Here is a 20,351-nt window from a genome sequence, read left to right as displayed (position 1 = left end):
TCTCCCATGACTTTTCGCCAAACGTTGTTCTTCCTGCTGGGCTCAGTTATCCCCGCGCTCGCGCTGGCGCTGATTGGAACCAGACTGATGCGCTGGCTCAGTCCACGCTGGGGGTTGGTCGATCATCCGGCAGCGCGCAAGGTTCACGTCACGCCAACTCCTCTAGGTGGTGGAATTGGCATTTGGCTTGGCGTGGTGGGAACATTTGCCGCGGGGCAACTTGCTCTCACACTGATCGGCGCAAACAGCTCCTGGCAAGAACTGGTTCCCGATTTCGCCCGGCCTCATTTGGCGGGAATTCACGCACAAATGCTGAAGCTGTGGATTCTGCTCCTGGCGGGAACCGTGCTCATGTTGCTCGGGCTGTCTGACGATCGCTGGGGGCTGTCGTGGCAGGTCCGCATGGCAACTCAATTTGCCGTGGCCGCAGCGTGCGTCTATTTCATTCCCAATCTGCGGCTAACAGTCTTCATCGACCAGCCTTGGTTCACGGGAATGCTGTCGGTGCTGTGGATCGTCGCGCTGATTAATTCGTTCAACATGCTCGATAACATGGACGGGCTGTCGGGAGGAATCGCGACAATCGCGGCGGGATTTTTGGCCGCGGTGATGCTCATTGCCCCGAATCCAGATTCGCCCGGTCCGCAGTTATTTGTCGCGGGATTCCTGCTCGTGCTGACTGGTTCCCTGCTCGGCTTTCTGTGGCACAATCGTCCCCCGGCGAAAATCTTCATGGGCGATGCCGGCAGCTATTTCGTCGGCTTTAACATTGCCGTCGCGACGCTGCTCGCCAGTTACACTGGTTATCACGGCGAGACTCGGCACGCGATTCTCGCGCCCCTCTGCGTGATGGCGGTTCCGCTGTACGACCTGGTTACGGTCCTGGCGATTCGGATTCGCGCGGGGCAAAGTATTTTTGCGGCGGACAAGAACCATTTCTCCCATCGGCTCGTAGAATTAGGGTTAACGAAGCCACAGGCCGTGCTGACGGTCTACCTGACCACTGCGATGTGCGGGCTCGCGGCGGTCTTGTTGCACCGGGTCGATACTCTGGGGGCCGTGTTGCTGATGATGATCGTCGGCTGCACGCTGTCTCTGATCGCCATTTTGGAAACCACCGCCAGGCGAAAGATCAAGCAGCCATGAAACGTCGCCGCGGTCAGCATGCGTCCGCAGAAGCGTCGTCTCACGCCCGGGAGAGCTCTGCGTCCTCGATTGGGCAGGTGGCAGTGGTCTTCAGCAACTACGTTCGCCCCGCCATTCTTGCCATCGCCACTGCGCTGCTCGTTTCAACGCCGCTCGTCGCCAGCGAGTCAATTGTTTCCGAGGGAACTGGCGCTAGTTGGTACATTCTCTGGCTGGCACTTGCCCTGTTTTCGCTCCTTGGTTCGGTAATCTCCGTCGAGGCAAATCGCCGCTGGGCGTGGCCCGACCTGTGGATTGCGGTGATCGTCGGTTGGCATCTGCTCAGCGCCGCGCTCTGCGATGGCAACGAGCGGCATGCCTGGAACGCAGCCTGGCAATGGGTTGCCTACGGCGCGCTGGCAATTGTGATGCGGCAACAGTTGTTGACGGGACAAGAAACTCGCGCGATCGTGGTCGTGATGATGTTGCTCGCCGTCGCTGTTTCACTGCATGCCTTCTATCAATATTCGGTTACTCAGCCCGCCCTGCGCAATGAATTCAAAAAGAATCCGCAAGCGATTCTGCAACAGATGGACGTATCAGCCGACGCCGCCGGCCCGCTGCTCACCTTGGCAGAGAATCGCATCAATAGTCTGGAGCCAGTAGGCGAGTTCGCACTCACGAATTCATTGGCCGGGTTCTTGTTGCCCTGGATGTTGGTGGCTTTCGCCTTGGCATTTTGGTTAGTGCAGAAAGGTGAGTCTTTGCCCACGGTGACGGTGTTCATTGCGATAGCGGTGATCGTATTCGCGGTCCTCATCTTGACGAAAAGCCGAACCGCCTGGCTTGCCGCTGCTGGTGGCTGTGGTTTGATCTTGATGTTTGGTCGCCGCTCGGGTTGGCAACTCGATTGGCGCTGGCCGGCGGGAATTGCGGCGGTTGTGTTGCTGCTTGGGCTCGGTGCGGTCGCGACCAACGGGCTCGATGCCGAAGTGCTCAGCGAGTCCCCCAAGTCGGTGCTTTATCGCTTGCAATACTGGCGAGCTACAGCCGCGATGATTGGCGACCATCCTTGGCTGGGCGTTGGTCCCGGCAATTTTCAGGAACGCTATGCCGGGCACAAGTTGCCCGAGGCAAGTGAAACCATCGCGGACCCACACAACTTTTTGCTAGAGGTCTGGAGCACTGCGGGGACTCCGGCTCTGTTGGCTTTGGTGGCATTGATCTTTACGACGGCGTGGCAGCTTGCTCGCCAAAGCAATTCGGAACTTGCCGATTCTGCGGTAACAGTTGCATCTCGTGATGAGCAGGAGGGAGCGAGCGGCCGGCAAATCAGCACGTTTGGCATTCTCGTGGGAGCCTTCGTAGGCTTGATGTTGGCGGGCCTGCTTGGTTTCATTGTCTTCGATCCACTCGAAACGACGCGAACGAGTTTCGATCCACGCGACACTGCACTGGGACTGCCTGTCGTTTGGATCACGGGCTTTCTTTCGTTCGGACTCGGAATATATCTGCTGGGCAATTGGATTGATCGCGGAGATCTGCCCCGTTCGGCAATTGTGATCGCGCTAGTTGCACTTTTGGTGAACCTGCTCGCTGCGGGGGCGGCGATTTATCCGGGGGTCGTGAATTCGGCCTGGTTGTTGTGGGCAATCGCGATGCGAGGCAACCAGAGCGAAAGTTCTGCGAGTCAACAATCGCCGGCTGTACTGAACCTGCAATCGCCCCAGCAAGCGATTAACTGGATCTTGGCCGGGTTGTGCTTCGTCGCCCTCATAGCCTGCAATTACACCGAATATGTTCCGGTCATGGCGAGCCAGCAGCTGTTGGCGAACGCCAGCGAAGAGAGACAGGCAGGGCGGATGTCGTTGGCCGTTGAATACATCGAGCAGGCCATTGCGGCAGATCCTTGGTCGTCCACGGCGCGGCGCTTTCTGGCAAACTTACAATTCGGTGCCTGGCTGGTTAATCCCTCCTCCCGCAATTGGAAGCAGTTTGTCGACGCGATGGATGAATTTGAAAAGTCGTCGCCACATCACTTTACTCAGCATCAGCAGCGGGGGGACTGGCTGCTATTTGCGTCGCGCCGCATTAAGAATACCGACCTGCTGGCCGAGTCTGCCCGGGCGTATGAAACTGCCGTGAAGTGCTACCCGAATAACGCGTTCTTGCGCGCGCAATTGGCAGCCGTCTATGATGAACAGGGTCGGAAAGCTGATGCCAGTGAGGCGGCCAAGCGTGCTGCAGAATTGGACGCCCTTTGCCCGCACGTAGAACAGAAGTTAGAACAAAGAATGCTGTACGATCCGCATTGGCCACTAACGAAGGAACCGGTCGTAGCAGAGAAACTTGCTGCCGAAAACGCAGCGAAAGTAGTAGCCCGCTTGCGGGATGGCGCAAGCAGCAATTGAGGCTATTGCCAGTCTGCGACAGCCAGCGCTCAACAACTCCGCTTTCAGAGTTTTTAGCTATGAAGAATCTTGTGTTCGTCGTCGTGAGTCTGGCGGTTGGCGTGGGACTAGGCGTCGCCAGCACGCGGCAGGAATTCTCGGGCGAGCAGTTGCCAACAGTTCCCTACCTTGCTGCCAGTAATAAGTCTGCGCCATCCACTGATAAAGGGCCGAAGGTTACGCTCGTCGGTGGTAGTACTTTTGATTTCGGCCAAATGGATCGTCACGCCGAAGGGGAGCATACGTTTCAAATCCGGAACGATGGCGATCAGCCGTTGCGGCTGGAAAAAGGTCAAACGACCTGCAAATGCACGATGAGCGAAATGCAAGACGGCGAATTGCTGCCGGGCAAGATCATGCCTGTGAAGTTGAACTGGAATGCAAAAACCGGCGATGTCGATTTTTCGCAGTCCGCCGAAGTCGAAACCACCGATCCGCGTCAGCCCATCGTGCGTTTGCATGTCTACGGCAAAATCATTGATGCTCTTCGGCCCGACCGGGGACATCTTTCGCTGGGCACGTTCTCGGCCAGCGAAGATACAACCGGGAAGCTGAAGATTTTTTCGTTCCGAGGCGAAGAGCCGCTAGCAGTTGTCAAGCACGAGTTTCTCGCGACCGACCGCGCCGAGCCATTTTCGGCTGAGTTTCGCCCCCTCACCACAGAAGAAGTCGCTGCCGAAAAAGGGGCGAAATCGGGCGTTGAGGCTACGATTCGAGTCAAATCCGGCTTGCCACTGGGAAGCGTGGCGCAGACAATCCGCCTGACCACCAATTTATCGGCGACGTCCCCCTTGGAGATTCCTATCGAAGGGAAGGTTGTCGGCGATATCGTACTGGTTGGTCCCGACGTTGTCAGCGAGCAGAATATCGTCCGGTTTGGGCCTGTGGCTGCTGGCAAAGGTAAGTCGGTTACCGTGCATGTGCTGGTGAAAGGTCCGCATCGAAGCGAAACGAAGTTAACTCTGGCGGGCACCGAACCCACCGGATTGTTGGCTGAACTTGGCAAGGAATCGAATGACAACCCGCAGGTGGCACGCTACCCGCTCACCATTTCGATTGCCAAAGATGCCAAGCCGATTTCAAAGCTCGGTACGACAGCAGAAAATGCGGGAGTAATTCGGATCGCCGCCACGCACCCGCGAATCAAAGAGTTCGTGATTCTGGTGCGATACGCGGTGACAGAGTAGGCCGCGAGCCCGATTGATATTTGAGAGTTAAACCTGACACGGAAGTAGGTCGTCATGCGAGTGGGTGGAACGGATTTACAGCGAATTCTAGCAGTCTGCGTGACGACGCTGGCTTGTTCGTTCCTGTGGCTCGGCTGCAATGAAAAGCCGGCCCCCGTACCGCCGGAAGTTCCGGTTCAGCAGTCGAGTAGTGAGACTGATCAGAAAGTTGACGATCCTCAACCCGAGGTTCCACCAAGCGAACTGACAAAGCAATCCACCGTTACTCCCGCGGTGCAATTGCCGCCAGAACAACCGCCAGCGGCCACCACCAAGAAAATCCCCACCCAGCCGCTGTTTGCGGGGTGGCCAGAACCAAAGCTGGTCTTTCTTGTTACCGGTCAACAGCAAGGATATATCGAACCGTGTGGCTGTACCGGCCTCGCGAATCAAAAAGGTGGTTTGGCTCGCAGGCAATCGCTGCTCAACGACCTGCGAGAGAAACGGGGTTGGAATGTGGTTCCCGTCGATGTTGGCAGTCAAAGCAAACGCTTCGGCAAACAGCCCGAGATCAAGTTCCAGCGAACTGCCGAAGCCTTGCGAGCGATGGGCTATCAGGCAGTCACGCTGGGAGCCGATGATCTTCGTTTAACGGCGGGTGAATTGACCGCGGCTACCAATCCCGATGATCAGCCGAGCATCTTCGTCAGCGCCAATGTCGCGGTGCTGGCGCGCGATCTTCAGCCGACTTACAAGATCATCGAAGCGGGCGGTAAGAAGATCGGCATCACGGGAATACTGGGTGATTCCCTCGAACAAAAGTTGGCTGGCGACGAACTGGTGCATGAACCGGCCGCTGCAGCACTCGAGAAAGTGAGTGCCGAACTGAAGGCCCAGAACTGCGATCTATATGTACTCCTCTGTCATGCGACGCTGGAAGAAAGTCGTAAGTTGGCTGCTGCAGCGCCACTCTTTGATCTGGTAGTTACTGCCGGCGGCGTTGGTGAACCGACCTTGGAACTCGAAAAGATCCCTGGTGGCAAAACAATGATGGCCCAGGTAGGAACGAAGGGAATGTACGTTGGCGTCGTGGGTGTCTTCGATGATGCCAAACAACCGCTACGTTACGAACGGGTTCCACTCGATAGCCAGTGGAAAGACTCGCCGCCAATGTTGCAGTTGCTGGCCGACTATCAACAGCAACTCGAACAAATGGGACTATCGGAACTTGGCTTGCGACCGCAGCCCCATCCGTCGGGTTTGCATTTTGTTGGTTCCGATAAGTGCGGCGAGTGCCATACCAAGGCCTTCGAAGTTTGGAAGAATACTCCTCACTCGCACGCGACAGATTCACTCGTCAAGCCGCCAAATGAAAGAGGCCATATCGCGCGGCACTTCGATCCCGAATGTCTTAGTTGCCACGTGACGGGTTGGGAACCACAAAAGTTCTTTCCCTTTACCTCGGGCTACACCTCACTGACAGAAACTCCGCTGATGCGGCACAACGGTTGCGAAAACTGCCACGGTCCTGGTTCCGCGCACGTGGAAGCCGAAAGTGGAACGGTGCAACTGGCTCAAGCGGAAGTCACCAGCCGGCGCGACGCCATGAAACTGTCGCTGGCTGGCGGTGTGGCCGAGCGAAAGTGCATGGAGTGCCACGATCTCGACAACAGCCCCGATTTTCACGTGAAGGGGGCCTTCGAGAAGTATTGGAAAGATGTCGAGCACAAGGGGAAGGATTAGGTTGAACCTGGATGGCACGCAAGAAGTCCGCGAAGTCCGATGTGCCGTCCGCGCCTACGCCCGACGAGCAGCCAAACGCAACTGCTGTAAACAAACGTGGGCCGCGCTCGGCCTCGACACCGCGCGTAGTCGTGTTTGAAGATCCCGATCCCGCAGAAATCGCTGAGTCCCTTGGTCTGGCGCATTTTCAAGAGCCCGATGATGCGGGCCTGTCGTTAGAAGAATTCGGCCAGGCCTACGCTTCGCTCATGACCGAGGCGGCCGATCCCTACGAAGCCGCGGCCAAGCGAGTTGAAGCTGAGACAACTGTCGCGCCTGAGAGTTCGAAGGAAACGTCTGCGGAGAGCGATGACGAACCGCTCGACGTAATTGATGGGGACGACGATGACGCCGCGGAAGTCACGCCACTGACAATTCTCGAAGCGATGTTGTTTGTCGGTCATCCCTTAGGCGAGCCACTCACCAGTCAACAAATCGCCGGCCTGATGCGTGGCGTGCGGCCAGCAGAAATCGACGAACTGGTTCAAGAGCTGAATGATAGCTACGAACGCGATGGCTCCGTTTATCACGTTGCCGCGCATGGGGCCGGTTATCGGTTGGAACTACGTCGCGAGTGGGGGCCGATTCGCGATCGGTTTTATGGCCGGGTGAAAGAAGCCCGTCTGTCGCAATCGGCCGTCGATGTGCTGGCAATCGTTGCCTATCAGCAACCCATCACCGCCGACGAAGTCGAACGGCTGCGCGGCAAACCCAGTGGTGCCGTGCTATCACAATTGGTTCGCCGCGATGTTCTACGGGTCCAACGAGCCGAACCAAAGGCACCGCCACAGTTTCTTACGACTGGTCGGTTTCTCGATCTTTTCGGTCTCGATGACTTGAGTGATTTGCCGCAGAGCCTTGAAGGTGAAAAGGGACTCTAAGCTTCGCCAACGGAACGCTGCCAGCGGATGTTTTCGCTAGCAGCGCATTCGTTCTTCTCAGCATCCTGCGCATTGTCGGCACGATTCGACTTTAGCCAACTTGGCCCGCGCGACGATGACAAACAGGGGCGCGCTTCGTCGCGTCCGAACCGCGGCAAGACATGCGTCGCGGCTGTTCGAAGCCGGAGAGGCTGTTTGTTGCGAGGAGAGGTGCACGATGAAGAAATATCAACCATCGTTCGGTCGTCGTACGTTGCGTTTCGTCGCAACTTGCACCCTGTTGGTCTGTGCACTAAATACAGGCTGCAAATCGCCCTGGGGTTGGTGGGGCAGCGGATCTGGTGGCACGGGGGGCATGTTCAGCTCGGCGACACCCGATGTCGGCAAGCAGAAATACGATGGTCTGTCGCAAGACTTCTCGTCCGGTGCTGGAGGTGCCTATCAGCAACCAAAGGCCACGAGCGGTAACTACGTCAGCAACGCGTGGAACAAGTCGACGGCGGCCGTGGGTTCGGTGTTCGCTTGGAAGGGAACCAAGTCAGCAGTTCCTACCGACGACCCAACCAGCTTGGATAGCAAGACGAAAGCAATCACTCCCGATATTCTGATCGCTGCTGGCCGGATGTACGAAACCAAGGGGAAGTTCCCCGAAGCGCTGCAGCAGTATGAAAAGGCCCTGAAGGTCGCGCCCAACGATCTCGCCTCACTCATTAGTATTGGTCGGTTGTACGACCGCCAGGGAAACTTCCCAAAAGCGATCGAAACCTATAATCGCGCCGCGGCGGCCCATCCTAAGAGTGGTCTTGTACAGAACGACCTCGGACTGTGCTACGCCCGCCAAAAGGACGCTGCTCGGGCCGTCGAACATTTGACGATGGCCTGCGAACGATCTCCCAAGGATCCCAAGTATCGCAATAACCTGGCGACAGTCCTCGTCGAAAATGGCCGCACCGAAGAAGCCTTCCGCCATCTCAAAGCGCTCAACAGCGAAGGTGCCGCGCACTACAACCTGGCTTACTTGCTTGTCGGTCGGGGTAAGCAGGAAGAAGCAGCCCAGCACCTGCGTTTAGCATTACAAGTTGAACCGGAACTTAGCGCCGCACGCGAACTACTGGCCCAAATGGGTGGCGTTCCCGAGCAGAACGTCCAACAGCCGTATGCTCAAGTGAATGCTCAACAGCCAATGGATCAACGGCAACAAGCGCTCAGCCTGTTCCAAGCGGGCCCAGTTCAACGGACGGCGCCGACCGGCCAGAGTCCATTCCAGCAGGCTTCGCAAACGACGAGCAATCCGGTCGAGATCGTCTTCCCGACCGCGCCGGCGAATACGCAGCAGCCCCCCTCCGCACCCACTGCGTTCGCGGCTCCTCAGCCAACTGCGTATCCACAGCAAGTTCCTGCGGCGCAACCCGACGGCTCGTACCGGATTGCGGACGACGAGACTCCGCAGTTGCTCCCCCCTGTTACCGAGTAGTTAACAAAACGTAGTAGCCGCGCGTGATTCGCCTGACCGCCGAGTTGCGGTATGATGGGTGAGATATTACTCCACCCAGGCGAGCCCGCGCGTGAGACTTTCGGCCCAGTCCGAGCCCCGACTTTCCGTCAACCCCGGCGACGTTACGCTCGATGCGCCGTCGGATCCCAGTTCGGACAACGGCAGCGAACAAGTCTGCCGTCTCCATCTGAGGGAAGGAAATAGCACAGCTGTTCGCTCGGAAGTTACGCACCTACTCCGGTCGCGTCTCCGTTCCGCTTCGCTGTTAATCTTCGCAGCGCTAGCCGTTTTTCTCGTCTGGCACACGCTGTCGTTCGACCGATGGGATCGGGTGATCTATGTCGTTAACTACGCGGCCCATATCGTTGCCACACTGATCCTTGGAATGCTTGGCTTTCTGCTCTGCACCCGGCGAGAATTCACTCTCTCCGAGCTCCGCTGGATTGAGATTGCCACGTTTTTTGTACCAGCCGGTTTCTTCGCCACGCTCCATTACAGCCGGGCGACGTATTTTGCAGAAAACTATGGCATGCATCCCGAAGTGGCCGCGGCCTGGCTTCTGCCGATTTACATTTATGCCTTGTTCATTCCCAACACTTGGCAACGAGCAGCGGTGTTTATCGGCGTGCTCTCGGGGTTGCCGGTGCTGCTGATTGCGCTTTCGGCAATTACACACGTCCAAAGTGCCGAAGTCTTGCTGGAACAGTGGGACACGGTCGTAGTTACTGTCTTGGTGATGGCGATTGCTGCCGTCAGTTCGGTTTGGGGTGTCCACACCATCAACACTCTTCGCAGCGAGGTCTATCAGGCCAAACGCCTCGGCCAATATCAGCTGAAGCAACTGATCGGCAGCGGTGGCATGGGCGAAGTCTATCTCGCCGAACATCAGCTGATGAAGCGCCCCTGCGCGATCAAGGTGATTCGTCCAGAGAAGGCCGGAGACCCCAAGGTTCTTGCCCGCTTCGAACGCGAAGTGCAGGCGACTGCGCGACTTTCGCACTGGAACACCATCGACATCTTCGATTATGGCCGGGCCGACGACGGCACGTTTTACTACGTCATGGAATACTTGCCCGGCATGAATTTGTCGGAATTGGTTCGCCGCTTTGGTCCACTTCCTCCTGGCCGCGCGATCTATCTGATTCGCCAGGCCTGCGATGCGTTGCAAGAAGCCCACGATTTGGGACTCGTCCACCGAGATATCAAACCCGCCAACATTTTTGCCGCTTCGCGCGGCGGCGTGTGTGATGTTGTTAAGCTTCTCGACTTCGGCCTTGCTAAACCGCTGACCGACCTCAACGCGGCGCATTTGACCGCCGATGGAACCATCACCGGTTCGCCTTTGTTCATGTCTCCGGAACAAGCCACGGGCGACACAGAGCCCGATTCGCGCAGCGACGTCTATTCGCTTGGGGCGGTTCTGTATTATCTGGTCACGGGTAAGCCAGTCTTCGAGGACGATAAGCCGCTGAAGATTATGTTCAAGCATGCCCACGAGACGCCGGTTCGGCCTTCGCTCGTGCGCACCGATCTGGCTGGCGACCTCGAGATGATCGTTCTCCGGTGCCTGGAGAAGAATTCCGGCCAACGTTTTCAATCTGCCTCTGACCTGGCTGCCGCACTTGATCGGTGCCACGACTCCGGCACTTGGACGCGTGAACACGCCCGCGAGTGGTGGCAAGAAAACGAAGTCCCGATTGAACGCATTCCCGAACTCAGCGCCTAGCAAACGAGAGCATGGCCTGGCTCCTACTCATCGTCGTCCCCAGCAGTCCCGATATCTTCCCCGCCGCGCTTCATCCGCCAGCGCAAGTACGAGTCGATGAAGCCCTGAATGTTGCCATCAAGCACCGTGTGGAAGTTGCTTACCAGATAACCAGTGCGCTGATCTTTGACTCGTTGGTCGGGATGCAAGAAGTAATTGCGAATCTGTGAGCCGAAGCCGACCTTTGATTTGGCTTTGTACTGCAGATCTTTCTCGGCTTCACGCTTTTCATCAGCCAAGCGGGCCAAACGAGCGAGCATCATCTTTCGCGCGAGAGCGCGGTTCTGGTGCTGGCTCCGTTCGTTCTGGCATTTCACTTCAATGCCCGTTTCGTAGTGCATCAGCCGAATCGCACTCTCCGTCTTATTCACGTGCTGTCCGCCGGCACCGCCGGCTCGCATCGTTTCTTCGCGCACATCCTTGGCCCAATCGACCACAATTTCCGATTCGTCGTTGATCTCGGGTGCGACGTCAACCGCAGCAAAACTCGTCTGTCGCTTTCCTTCCGAGTTGAACGGGCTGATGCGCACCAGTCGGTGAATGCCGTTTTCACCTTTGAGAAATCCGTACGCCATCGGACCACGAATGGCGACTGTCGCGCTGTTGATGCCTGCCTGGTCGTTATCCAACCGGTCAAGCACGACGAATTCAAAACCAGCTTTCGCCGCATATTGCATGTACATCCGCAGCAGCATTTCGGCCCAGTCGTTGGCGTCTGTGCCGCCGTCGCGCGCGTAAATACTCATGATCGCGCCAGCAGAATCGTGCGGGCCGTTGAGTAGCGCCTGCAGTTCGAGTTCGTCGACCAGGGATTCGAGCTCGCCGATTTCGTTGGCGACTTCGCTGGAGAGACTGTCGTCGGATTCGGCCATTTCGAGCAGGCCGGGCAAATCGGCAGTCCCCTTGACCACGCGTTGCAGTGGCTTGGTGACGGCGAGCAAGGCCTTCAATTGGGCCATGACATCGCGGGCCTTCTCCTGGTTGTTCCAGAATTCGGGCGCGACCATCCGCTCTTCAATTTCCCTTACTTTTCTCAGCTTGTTGTCGTAGTCAAAGACTGTCTCGAAGTTGACCGACCCTGACCTGCAGCGTACTAACGCGGCTGTACCATTCAGTTTCCATGATTCGTGGGCAATTCTCTGCTGAGTTGAAGGAGCTAGGCTTTCCACAATATTAGCGGTGCAATGGTCGAGAGGCGAGGGGCGAGCAGCTAAGACAGGAGACTTTAGCGCCGTTCAAGACCGGCTGGCAGACTCCTGCACGATCACGCTCGCATTCGGTGGGGGGATTGCTAACATGGCATGCACGTTTACCTCTCCACTCGGTTGCCTGCGGAGCGATTCCGATGACCGTGCGACGTTTGTCTGCATTCTTGTCGTTCTTGTGCTTGGGAATTCTCGCGTGCGGCGGTTGCAGTCCTGCTGCCGTCGAACCGAGCGGCCCCAGCGAGCCTCTTATTGAAACGGGCAAAGTGCCAATCAATGAAAAGCGACCGATCGGCATCTCGGTTCTCACGCTGAATAATCCGTTCTTCAAGGTGATCGCCGATAGCGTGACGGCCGACCTTGCGAAAGAAGGCTACACGACAATCGTCGTGGCTGGCGAGTTGGACGTTGCCAAGCAGCAAAGCCAAATTGAAGACTTCATTGCCAAGGGTTGTTCGGCAATTGTACTCTGCCCCTGCGATTCCAAAGCGATCGGCCCAGCAATTCAAAAAGCCAACACTGCGGGCATTCCCGTCTTCACGGCAGATATTGCCTGCCTTGCGCCGCAGGCAAAAGTCGTCTCGCATATTGCCACCGATAATTACGGTGGCGGCAAACAGGCCGGCGAGGCGATGATCGAAGCGCTCGGGGGCACAGGGGGCAAGGTCGTCATTCTTGACTTCAAGCAAGCGGAATCGTGCTTGTTGCGCGTTAAAGGCTTTAAGGAAGTGATCGCTGCCTACAACGAGAAAAATCCTGACAGAAAGATCGACATCGTGGCCGAACTTCCCGGCGATGGCAAACGCGAGAACGGCAACAAGGCGGCGGAGGACGCCCTGCAAGCTCATCCCGATTTGGTCGGCATCTTTGCCATTAACGACCCCTCGGCACTGGGTGCTTATGTTGCGCTGGAAAAGGCAAACAAGACTGCGCAAGTGAAGATAATCGGCTTCGACGGTCAGGACGACGGCAAGCGGGCGATTCGCGACGGCAAGATTTACGCTGACCCAATTCAGTATCCTGAGCGGATGGGGCAACTCACCGCCAAGTCGATTCTGGAATATTTCGATGGCAAATCGCCACCAGCCGAGCAACTGATTCCCACCGAGCTCTATCGCCAGGCAGATGGGCAGAAAGATGAATCGCTGAGCAAGTAGCTTTTCATCTGCCCCGATTCGTCAGCCAACGATATGGGATCTATGCCTGCCACAGCCCAAAACTCGAATAGGTATCTTGCCTGGCTGCGCTGGTTGCTGGCCGAGCAGGCGATGCTCGTCGCGCTGGTGATTCTGATCGCGGTGCTCAGCGTGCTGACGTGGGATAAACAATCGCCGACCGGTGCAGTTGCTGGTCAAGTTTTGGCCGCCAGAATCAGCGGGCAACTGGCGACCGGCAACTCGGTGGCAATCCTCACGCGCAGCACCAGTGAGGATCTAGCCTTCGCCACTGAACTAAAGGCGCAACTAGAGCAACGGGGATTTCGGATTCCCGTGATAGTGAATGCCGAGCCGCCACAAGCTCGCGCGGCGCTTGAGGCCGCGACATTGGCGGGGCAAAAGATCGACCTGATCGCAGCCAGCGAAGTTGCCAGCAGTTGGACCGCCGTACAACGGTGGGCCGAGAGGCAGTCACAACCCGTGATGATCCTGAAACCGCAGCCCTATTATTGGCCCAACTTTCTGAAAACCGACAATCTGCTGAACATCAGCAACCAAATCGCCGTAATCGCGATCATTGCGATCGGGATGACTATGGTCATCATTACCGGCGGCGTCGATCTCTCGGTCGGCAGCTTGATCGCGCTCTCAGCTGTGATCTGCACTATTTTGCTCCGTGATCTGGCAGGTGGGCAAAGCGCATCGCTATTCGCCACATTGGCGTGCAGTCTGGCTGCGATTGGTGCCTGTGCCTTGTTTGGCGCAGTCTCCGGGACATTCGTCACGTTGCTCCGCGTGCCGTCGTTTATCGTTACGCTCGCAATGATGTTGCTGGCTGACGGAGTCGCCTACAACCTGTCGCAAGGAGCGACCATCGACGAAATTCCGCGGGCGTTCATGTGGCTGGGAAAGGGTACAGCGCTCGTCCGAATCCCCAATTCCGCGGTGTTGATGATTGGCTTGTATGTCGTCGCCCAGTTCATCATGACAAAAACAATCTTCGGCCGGCATTTGTACGCGGTCGGCGGCAACCTGAAGGCAGCCTGGCTGTGCGGTGTGCCGGTCAAGCGCGTGACAATCGCTGCCTATATCATTTGCGCTGCGCTGGCGGGCCTTGGTGGCGTGCTGATGGCATCGCAACTGGGGGCCGGCAGCCCCAATTATGGCTCGAAGCACGAACTGATGGTGATTGCAGCAGTCGTGGTTGGCGGGACTTCGCTGGCGGGTGGTCGCGGCACCATGTGGGGGACCTTTATCGGAGCGCTGATTCTGGCAGTGATCGCCAATGGCATGAATTTAGTTGGGTTGGAAAGCAAGCGGCAGCAGATTGTGCTGGGAATGGTTATTCTAAGTGCAGTCCTGCTCGACCGAATGAAGCGACCACCCCATGAATGAAGTACCTGCGACCTCCGAATCTGCCGCGCCCGTCTCACCCAAGAATTCCCGTTCTGAATGGAAAACGGCTGTGCTCGTGTTCCTCGGCATTGTGGCGACGTATTTTTTAGTTGCCTACGTAGTGATGCCTCTGGTGTGGAAGCGTTACGCACATCGGCATCCGGGGCTCGATAATACTCCGGGCATGACTGTCGCCGCCGACGGGCACTTGGGCGATCCGATTAACGTGGCCCTCGTTAGTGCCGAAGCTGATTTGAAACCGGTGATGGAAGCCGCGGGCTGGTTTCCGGCCGATCCCTTGGGAGTGCGCGCTGACCTGAAGATTGCCGCCGATACGGTCCTCTCGCGCGAGTACCGAGCGGCCCCAGTCAGCAATTTGTTCTTGTATGGCCGCAAGGAAGACTTTGCCTTTGAAAAGCCGGTCGGCAACAATCCGCGTCAGCGGCACCATGTGCGCTTTTGGAAATCGGCTCAATTGGACGATCAAAATCGTCCTCTGTGGGTGGGTTCGGCTGCGTATGACTCGCATGTCGAGTTGAGTCGTACGACCGGCCAGATCACCCACCACATTTCCCCAGATGTCGATGCCGAGCGAGACCTGCTGTTTGGCGACTTGCAGCAGACCGGGCGGCTGGTCGATGTGCAGTTGATTGCCGATTTTCACAAAACCAAATCAGGCAAGAACGGCGGAGGGGATCCTTGGCACACCGACGGCGCGCTGATGCAAGGCACAATTCGGCCAGCTACTTCGCCTTGAGGTGGTTCTGGCAATTCAGCTCTAGGTCTCCTCTCAAAATGGCCGCTCGCCCCGTATAATCGACGTGACAGTGAAGAAGTCCGTTGCCCGCAACCCAGGAGTGTGGGGGTTATGACTCGCCGTAGCCGAGCGCGAGAAGTCGTGCTGCAAGTTTTATTCGAAGACGATTTGAACCCGGATCGGAAGACGATTCAGGCCGACGATTTCATGCGCAATCGCCTGAATCAGGACCAGGAATTGCTCGATTTTGCTCGCCGACTGGTGGCGGGAGTGCGAAAGAACCGGATCGAACTCGACGACCTCCTGAAGCAGACAGCTGATAATTGGAGCCTCGAGCGGATGGCGGTGATCGACCGGAATATCCTCCGGCTGGGCGCTTATGAGATGCTCCACTCCGATACGCCCGAGCGAGTGGCGATCAATGAAGCGGTCGAACTGGCCAAACGTTTCGGGGCCAAACAATCGTTCCACTTCGTCAACGGAATTCTCGACCGGTTCGTTAAGGAACGTCGGGAAACGGGCAAGTCAGAACAGGCGGAAAAGTAATTGCCAATCGTCTGTGCCCAGCGGCGATCTGTGAAAATGGTCATTCTTGCCGCAATCAAACCAATCTCGTCCTCTTGCTAAGCGGGTACCGGCTAGTTGCCCCTGGTGCCCAAGATAAGACCTATGGGAATTTTTGACTATTTCAAGAAGAAGCCCGATGAGCTTGCTTTGCCCGAGGCACCACAGTCGGCCAGCAAACCCGCAGCAGAAGCGGCAACTCCGCAGAGCATCTTCACCCGCCTGCAGTCGGCGCTGAAGAAAACGCACGACGTCCTCAACACCGATATTCGCGACTTGTTCAAGCGCGAGGGTCGGCTCGTAGATGACGAGTTCCTGACGGAACTGTTCGCCGCCCTGGTGAAGACCGATATGGGTGTCGGCCCTGCCAACAAGCTGCGCGATCGGGTGAAAACCGATTTTCGCGGGCGCGTGGTGCAAATGAGTGATGTGCTAGCGGCCGTGAAGCAGGAACTGCGCGGCATGCTCGACCAACCAGGCCAACAGCAAGCATTGCAGTTCGTCACCAGCGGGCCCACAGTTATCTTGGTGGTGGGCGTGAATGGCTCCGGCAAGACCACTACAATCGCTAAACTTTGCCAACGCTTCAAAGATCAGGGTAAAAAGGTTGTCCTCGGCGCTGGAGATACCTTTCGCGCGGCGGCTGTTGAACAGCTGACGATCTGGGCCGATCGCTTGGGCGCGGAAATTGTCAAAGCCGAGCCGGGCGCGGATCCAGCGAGTGTTGCTCATCGCGCGGTGGCGAAGGCCGTCGAAGTGAATGCGGATATCTGCATTGTCGATACCGCTGGACGCTTGCAGACCCAGTCGAACTTGATGCAGCAGCTCGAGAAAATCCATCGGGTGATGGGCAAAGTCATACCGGATGCGCCACACGAAGTGCTGCTGGTGTTGGATGGAACTGCGGGGCAGAACGCAATCAGCCAGGCTCAGGGTTTTTCGTCAGCCGCCAAGTGTACGGGCATTGTGCTCACCAAGCTCGATGGCACTGCCAAGGGTGGTGTGGTGGTTGCCATTCGGGAAAAGTTCGCGATCCCAGTCAAGTTCGTGGGGCTTGGGGAAAAGGCTGCGGATCTGGCAGAGTTTAACGCGCAGCAGTTTGTCGATGCCCTGTTCGAGGACCTTGTGTGAGCTTCGTTTCCTGAACTCGAACCCTGCTTGCGCGGGCATTCCTAAAAGCGTGCAACGTCCGGAATTGATTGAAGTCCGGTTGTAACGACCTTAACGACGGCACCTGCGGAACATCCGGCAAGGTTTCACACCCGCGACGCAAAGTCGCGGTTTCTGCCATGTTTATCGAGTGAATGTCTTGCACCTGCCAGCGCGGCAGTACCGATATCAACAGTGCTGGGATAAGGCGACGGTTTGCCCTTCCAATTGCTTGCCACGGATTCCCAGTACCTGCCTGTTGGCCCTACCTGTTTGGCGTGACGAACTGCGCCGTTTGTCGCGCTCTTTGCAACCGTTTCCTCATGGACTGGGGAGTTAAAACCATGAAACTGTCGAAGCTTGCTTTCGCTGCCGCGATCGCTTGGGGCATTTACACAAGTAATGCCTCTGCCCAAACGTATGGGCAACAACCACAAGTTCGTCAGGTCGCTGCGACCAACGACTACTTCTATCAACCCGAGGCTTCGCCCAGCGACCGGCCACCGCCGGCCCCGATGGTCGAACAAGCCCCAATGGCTGCCGCTGCTGCTCCGGCCGCATGCGACGCCTGTGCCGAAGAAGAAGAAGCCACCTGCGATCCTTGGCGGTTGTTCTGCCAAAAGGAATGCGGCTGGAACATCACCGGCTTCGTCAACGCCGGCTACACCTACAACTTCCACAACCCACCTTCGACCTTCAATGGCCCAGTGACCTTCAACGATCGTGATTCTGGTCAATTCAACCAGTTGTATCTCGTCGCTGAGAAGGCCATCGACCGTGAAACGTGCTGCTGGAACTGGGGTGGTCGCGTCGACCTGCTGTACGGTTCGGATTACATCTTCACGCAATCGCTGGGCTGGGAAACGACCCCAACCGGTGGAGCGAAGTGGAATACCAATCCGAACTACGGGTTGGCCATTCCTCAGCTGTACGCCGAAGTGGGTAACGAGAACAACTCCATCAAGCTCGGTCACTTCTATACCGTTCTCGGTTACGAAGTGGTGCCTGCGAATGGCAACTTCTTCTACTCGCACGCTTACACGATGCAGTACGGCGAGCCCTTCACCCATTGGGGTATGCTCGGTTCGTACAAGTGGAGCGACGAAGTCAGCCTGAACTACGGCATTGTGAACGGTTGGGATGCTCTCGACCGCGTTCAGAATGACCCGGGCTTCATCGCTGGTTTCACCTGGACTGGCTGCGAAGACGTACTCGCGTTCAACGTGATTTACGGCAACGAACCTCGCTTCGACAATACCGCCGTCTACACCGATCGCTATACCCATAGCCTCGTGTATACCCGCAACATCAGCGAAGATTGGCAGTACATCTTCCAGCACGATTACGGTCGCCAGGTGGCTGGTGGTCTGGGTGGTGCGGAAAACGCTGAATGGTACGGCATCAATCAGTACCTCTTCTACACAATCAACGATTGTTGGAAGTGGGGCTTCCGTGGTGAATGGTTCCGCGATGACGATGGCGTCCGCGTCACCGGTGTTCGCCCGAACAACCCGCTGGCCGGTTCGACGTTCGCTGGCAACTTCTACGAGTTGACCACGGGCCTGAACTACTCGCCCACTGCGAACCTGACCGTCCGCGGTGAAGTCCGCTACGACTGGTTCAACGGTATTCCTGCCGGCGGTGCCTTGGCCCTGCCCTACGATGACGGCACCCGGACTGACCAGACCACCTTCGGTATCGATTTGATCTACCTGTTCTAAGCCAACGGTTAGCAAAGAGCCAACTTGCTTTCTCTCTGGAGAAACAGGTAGACCGCAGCTGAGAGTCTAGTCCTCTCAGCTGCACGAATCGCGACAAACGCCCGCCGCAGGATCAAACGATTCTGCGGCGGTGTCGTTTCTTGCCTCGCGCAGCTCGGCTAGAACGTCTGGATGTTGCTGACTGGCCGTTAATCGATGGGATCGCCCGCGTTGCGAGTCACCAAGGCACAGACCACACGTGTGGCGGTATTTTCTGCCAAGAATCGCACCGAACCATCGCCGAAGCCGGCCATCGCGCCACCGGGATGAAACGCAAAGATCTCGTCCGCATTCGTGACATTAATCGCGTAGGCACCAGCGGCCGTTCCCGTGCTGTTGTAGCCGTGAATCACATGCTCGTTGCGATCGCTGAAGGCGCTGGAATTGGCGTCGGAATGGGGCCCAGCCGATGCTCTCTTGCCGCCACGGCGATAAACGGCGGGCCGCCCAGCACACTCGTCGATCCAAAACGTATTGGAGAGCCCATCGCCTATTTCTGCAAACCGCAGCGCTTCATTCACCTTCATCACGCCGTCGCTCGATGCGTTACTCGCTGGATCAAGCAAGCCCAAGCCATTCAGCCCAGAAGTGCTGACATCGTTCATGATGCCGTAGTCGCTGGCGGCCGCGCGAATATCGAAGCCGTCCTTCGTTCGCTCCTCCCAACGCAACTGCATGGGGGAGGAGGGGCAGATGAATATCTTCACCTGAGTTTCGACTACCGCACGGTTGGCCATGCTCCGCCAGTCTTGGTCCCACTGGTACTTATCCGCCAGGTTCTTCTGCTCCATGAACGGCAGTATGAAAGGTGCCCAGCCATGATAGGCCGTCGACGAAGTCAAATTGAATTTGGCCTGAACTGCGGCTGCGGGTGGACGAACTGCCCCTGGCGGCAGAACCAAGTAGGTATCGTGAAAGTGATGCATCGAAAGCATGATCTGCTTCACGTGATTGCTGCACTGCATCCGCCGCGCTGACTCGCGGGCACTCTGCACTGCCGGCAACAGAAGTGCCATCAACACGCCAATGATGGCTATCACCACCAACAGCTCGACCAACGTGAAGCCAGCGGCAGTTTGCTTACCCCGACTTTGTCGAACGAAACGAAACATCTTGTTCTCTCCAATTCCATGCGCTACTTTTTGGCGACGGGGGGAGGTGGTGGATAAGTCGCTTCGAAGCGCGGCAATCGATTTCGCTTCGCCGCGATATCGACAGTCCAGGGAGAGAGTCCTGGGTCGTTGTAAATGGGATCAAGCCGATTCTGGCGAACGGAATCGTCCGTTTCTTCGCCGACGTCTTCGTTGCCTCGCCACTCAGCCAGCAACACATATTTACCGGCTGGAGCTCCATCCCCCTCGTCGTACGTTTCGAATTGAAACGAACCATCGTCCGCCACCGTTGCACGGGGGAAGCCCATGGGCCAGGTGTTTGCATCTGCCTGTTCAAGTGGACGAAGGATGACCAGTGCACCGGCAGCGGGTGTATCCTGCACGAAGAGTTCGCCAGACACCGGATAGAGCCGCGGTCGATCTGACACTCCACACCCCGCGCACAGTGCTGCCAACACCCATAGGTGGCAACTGTATGTGAGCTTTGCGGAGCGAATAAGCGCGGCGGGCATTCAAAGGTCTCAGAATTGGCGAGTGACGGGCGTTAACGTACGCGCCAACCAATGCTGAGCAAACCGAACTTCACCA

16 protein-coding genes are annotated in these 20,351 nt (G+C 57.2%); 13 read left to right on the top strand and 3 right to left on the bottom strand.

Annotated features, from left to right (window positions below; translation table 11 throughout):
- Window positions 1-6 precede the first annotated feature (6 nt).
- The 7 genes from ETAA8_RS21525 to ETAA8_RS21495 all read left to right on the top strand — a co-directional run bounded on the left by ETAA8_RS21525 (window position 7) and on the right by ETAA8_RS21495 (window position 10,625).
- Window positions 7-1,146, top strand: a complete 1,140-nt coding sequence (locus ETAA8_RS21525) for an MraY family glycosyltransferase (protein ID WP_238397489.1) — start codon at window positions 7-9, stop codon at window positions 1,144-1,146.
- Window positions 1,143-3,536: an O-antigen ligase family protein gene (locus ETAA8_RS21520; RefSeq protein ID WP_145093117.1), complete on the top strand. Its 2,394-nt coding sequence runs from the start codon at window positions 1,143-1,145 to the stop codon at window positions 3,534-3,536. The genes ETAA8_RS21525 and ETAA8_RS21520 overlap by 4 nt, the downstream gene beginning before the upstream one ends.
- Window positions 3,537-3,595: 59 nt before the next feature.
- Window positions 3,596-4,762, top strand: coding sequence for a DUF1573 domain-containing protein (locus ETAA8_RS21515; RefSeq protein ID WP_145093115.1), 1,167 nt, complete (start codon window positions 3,596-3,598; stop codon window positions 4,760-4,762).
- 99 nt (window positions 4,763-4,861) lie between these two features.
- On the top strand, window positions 4,862-6,484 hold the full coding sequence (locus ETAA8_RS21510) for a multiheme c-type cytochrome (RefSeq protein ID WP_202921165.1): 1,623 nt from the start codon (window positions 4,862-4,864) through the stop codon (window positions 6,482-6,484).
- 11 nt (window positions 6,485-6,495) lie between these two features.
- Window positions 6,496-7,404, top strand: a complete 909-nt coding sequence (gene scpB / locus ETAA8_RS21505) for an SMC-Scp complex subunit ScpB (protein WP_145093111.1) — start codon at window positions 6,496-6,498, stop codon at window positions 7,402-7,404.
- Between the two features lie 217 nt (window positions 7,405-7,621).
- Window positions 7,622-8,878, top strand: coding sequence for a tetratricopeptide repeat protein (locus tag ETAA8_RS21500; RefSeq protein ID WP_202921164.1), 1,257 nt, complete (start codon window positions 7,622-7,624; stop codon window positions 8,876-8,878).
- Window positions 8,879-8,969: 91 nt separating this feature from the next.
- Entirely contained in the window at window positions 8,970-10,625 is a 1,656-nt protein-coding gene (locus tag ETAA8_RS21495; protein ID WP_238397488.1) for a serine/threonine protein kinase, read from the top strand.
- A 23-nt stretch (window positions 10,626-10,648) separates the two neighbouring features.
- On the opposite strand, the gene prfB is transcribed toward ETAA8_RS21495, so the two are convergent.
- Window positions 10,649-11,786, bottom strand: a protein-coding gene (gene prfB, locus ETAA8_RS21490; RefSeq protein ID WP_391484795.1) for a peptide chain release factor 2 whose coding sequence is annotated in 2 segments (ribosomal slippage) — window positions 10,649-11,716 and window positions 11,718-11,786 — 1,137 coding nt in all. Because the reading frame shifts where the segments join, the coding sequence is not laid out codon by codon here.
- 223 nt (window positions 11,787-12,009) lie between these two features.
- Between prfB and ETAA8_RS21485 the strand changes: the two genes are divergently transcribed.
- The 6 genes from ETAA8_RS21485 to ETAA8_RS21460 all read left to right on the top strand — a co-directional run bounded on the left by ETAA8_RS21485 (window position 12,010) and on the right by ETAA8_RS21460 (window position 18,612).
- Window positions 12,010-13,026: a substrate-binding domain-containing protein gene (locus ETAA8_RS21485; RefSeq protein ID WP_145093102.1), complete on the top strand. Its 1,017-nt coding sequence runs from the start codon at window positions 12,010-12,012 to the stop codon at window positions 13,024-13,026.
- Between the two features lie 42 nt (window positions 13,027-13,068).
- Window positions 13,069-14,421 (top strand): ABC transporter permease, encoded by a 1,353-nt coding sequence (locus ETAA8_RS21480; RefSeq protein ID WP_145093099.1) that lies wholly within the window; start codon window positions 13,069-13,071, stop codon window positions 14,419-14,421.
- Window positions 14,414-15,178, top strand: a complete 765-nt coding sequence (locus ETAA8_RS21475; RefSeq protein WP_145093096.1) for an LssY C-terminal domain-containing protein — start codon at window positions 14,414-14,416, stop codon at window positions 15,176-15,178. Before ETAA8_RS21480 ends, ETAA8_RS21475 begins: the two co-directional genes overlap by 8 nt.
- Window positions 15,179-15,289: 111 nt before the next feature.
- The gene (nusB, locus tag ETAA8_RS21470) at window positions 15,290-15,724 is read left to right on the top strand and encodes a transcription antitermination factor NusB (RefSeq protein ID WP_145093094.1); all 435 of its coding nucleotides are present in this window, start codon (window positions 15,290-15,292) and stop codon (window positions 15,722-15,724) included.
- A gap of 123 nt (window positions 15,725-15,847) precedes the next feature.
- Entirely contained in the window at window positions 15,848-16,873 is a 1,026-nt protein-coding gene (gene ftsY / locus ETAA8_RS21465) for a signal recognition particle-docking protein FtsY (RefSeq protein ID WP_145093091.1), read from the top strand.
- Between the two features lie 362 nt (window positions 16,874-17,235).
- Window positions 17,236-18,612, top strand: coding sequence for a porin (locus tag ETAA8_RS21460; protein ID WP_145093088.1), 1,377 nt, complete (start codon window positions 17,236-17,238; stop codon window positions 18,610-18,612).
- 188 nt (window positions 18,613-18,800) lie between these two features.
- On the opposite strand, the gene ETAA8_RS21455 is transcribed toward ETAA8_RS21460, so the two are convergent.
- The gene (locus ETAA8_RS21455; RefSeq protein ID WP_145100820.1) at window positions 18,801-19,763 is read right to left on the bottom strand and encodes a DUF1559 domain-containing protein; all 963 of its coding nucleotides are present in this window, start codon (window positions 19,761-19,763) and stop codon (window positions 18,801-18,803) included.
- Window positions 19,764-19,786: 23 nt separating this feature from the next.
- Window positions 19,787-20,191: a hypothetical protein gene (locus ETAA8_RS21450; protein WP_145093085.1), complete on the bottom strand. Its 405-nt coding sequence runs from the start codon at window positions 20,189-20,191 to the stop codon at window positions 19,787-19,789.
- Window positions 20,192-20,351: the final 160 nt, after the last annotated feature.

The organism is Anatilimnocola aggregata (genome assembly GCF_007747655.1).
Classification (GTDB): Bacteria; Planctomycetota; Planctomycetia; order Pirellulales; family Pirellulaceae; genus Anatilimnocola; species Anatilimnocola aggregata.
This window is presented reverse-complemented; position numbering and strand designations above follow the sequence as displayed.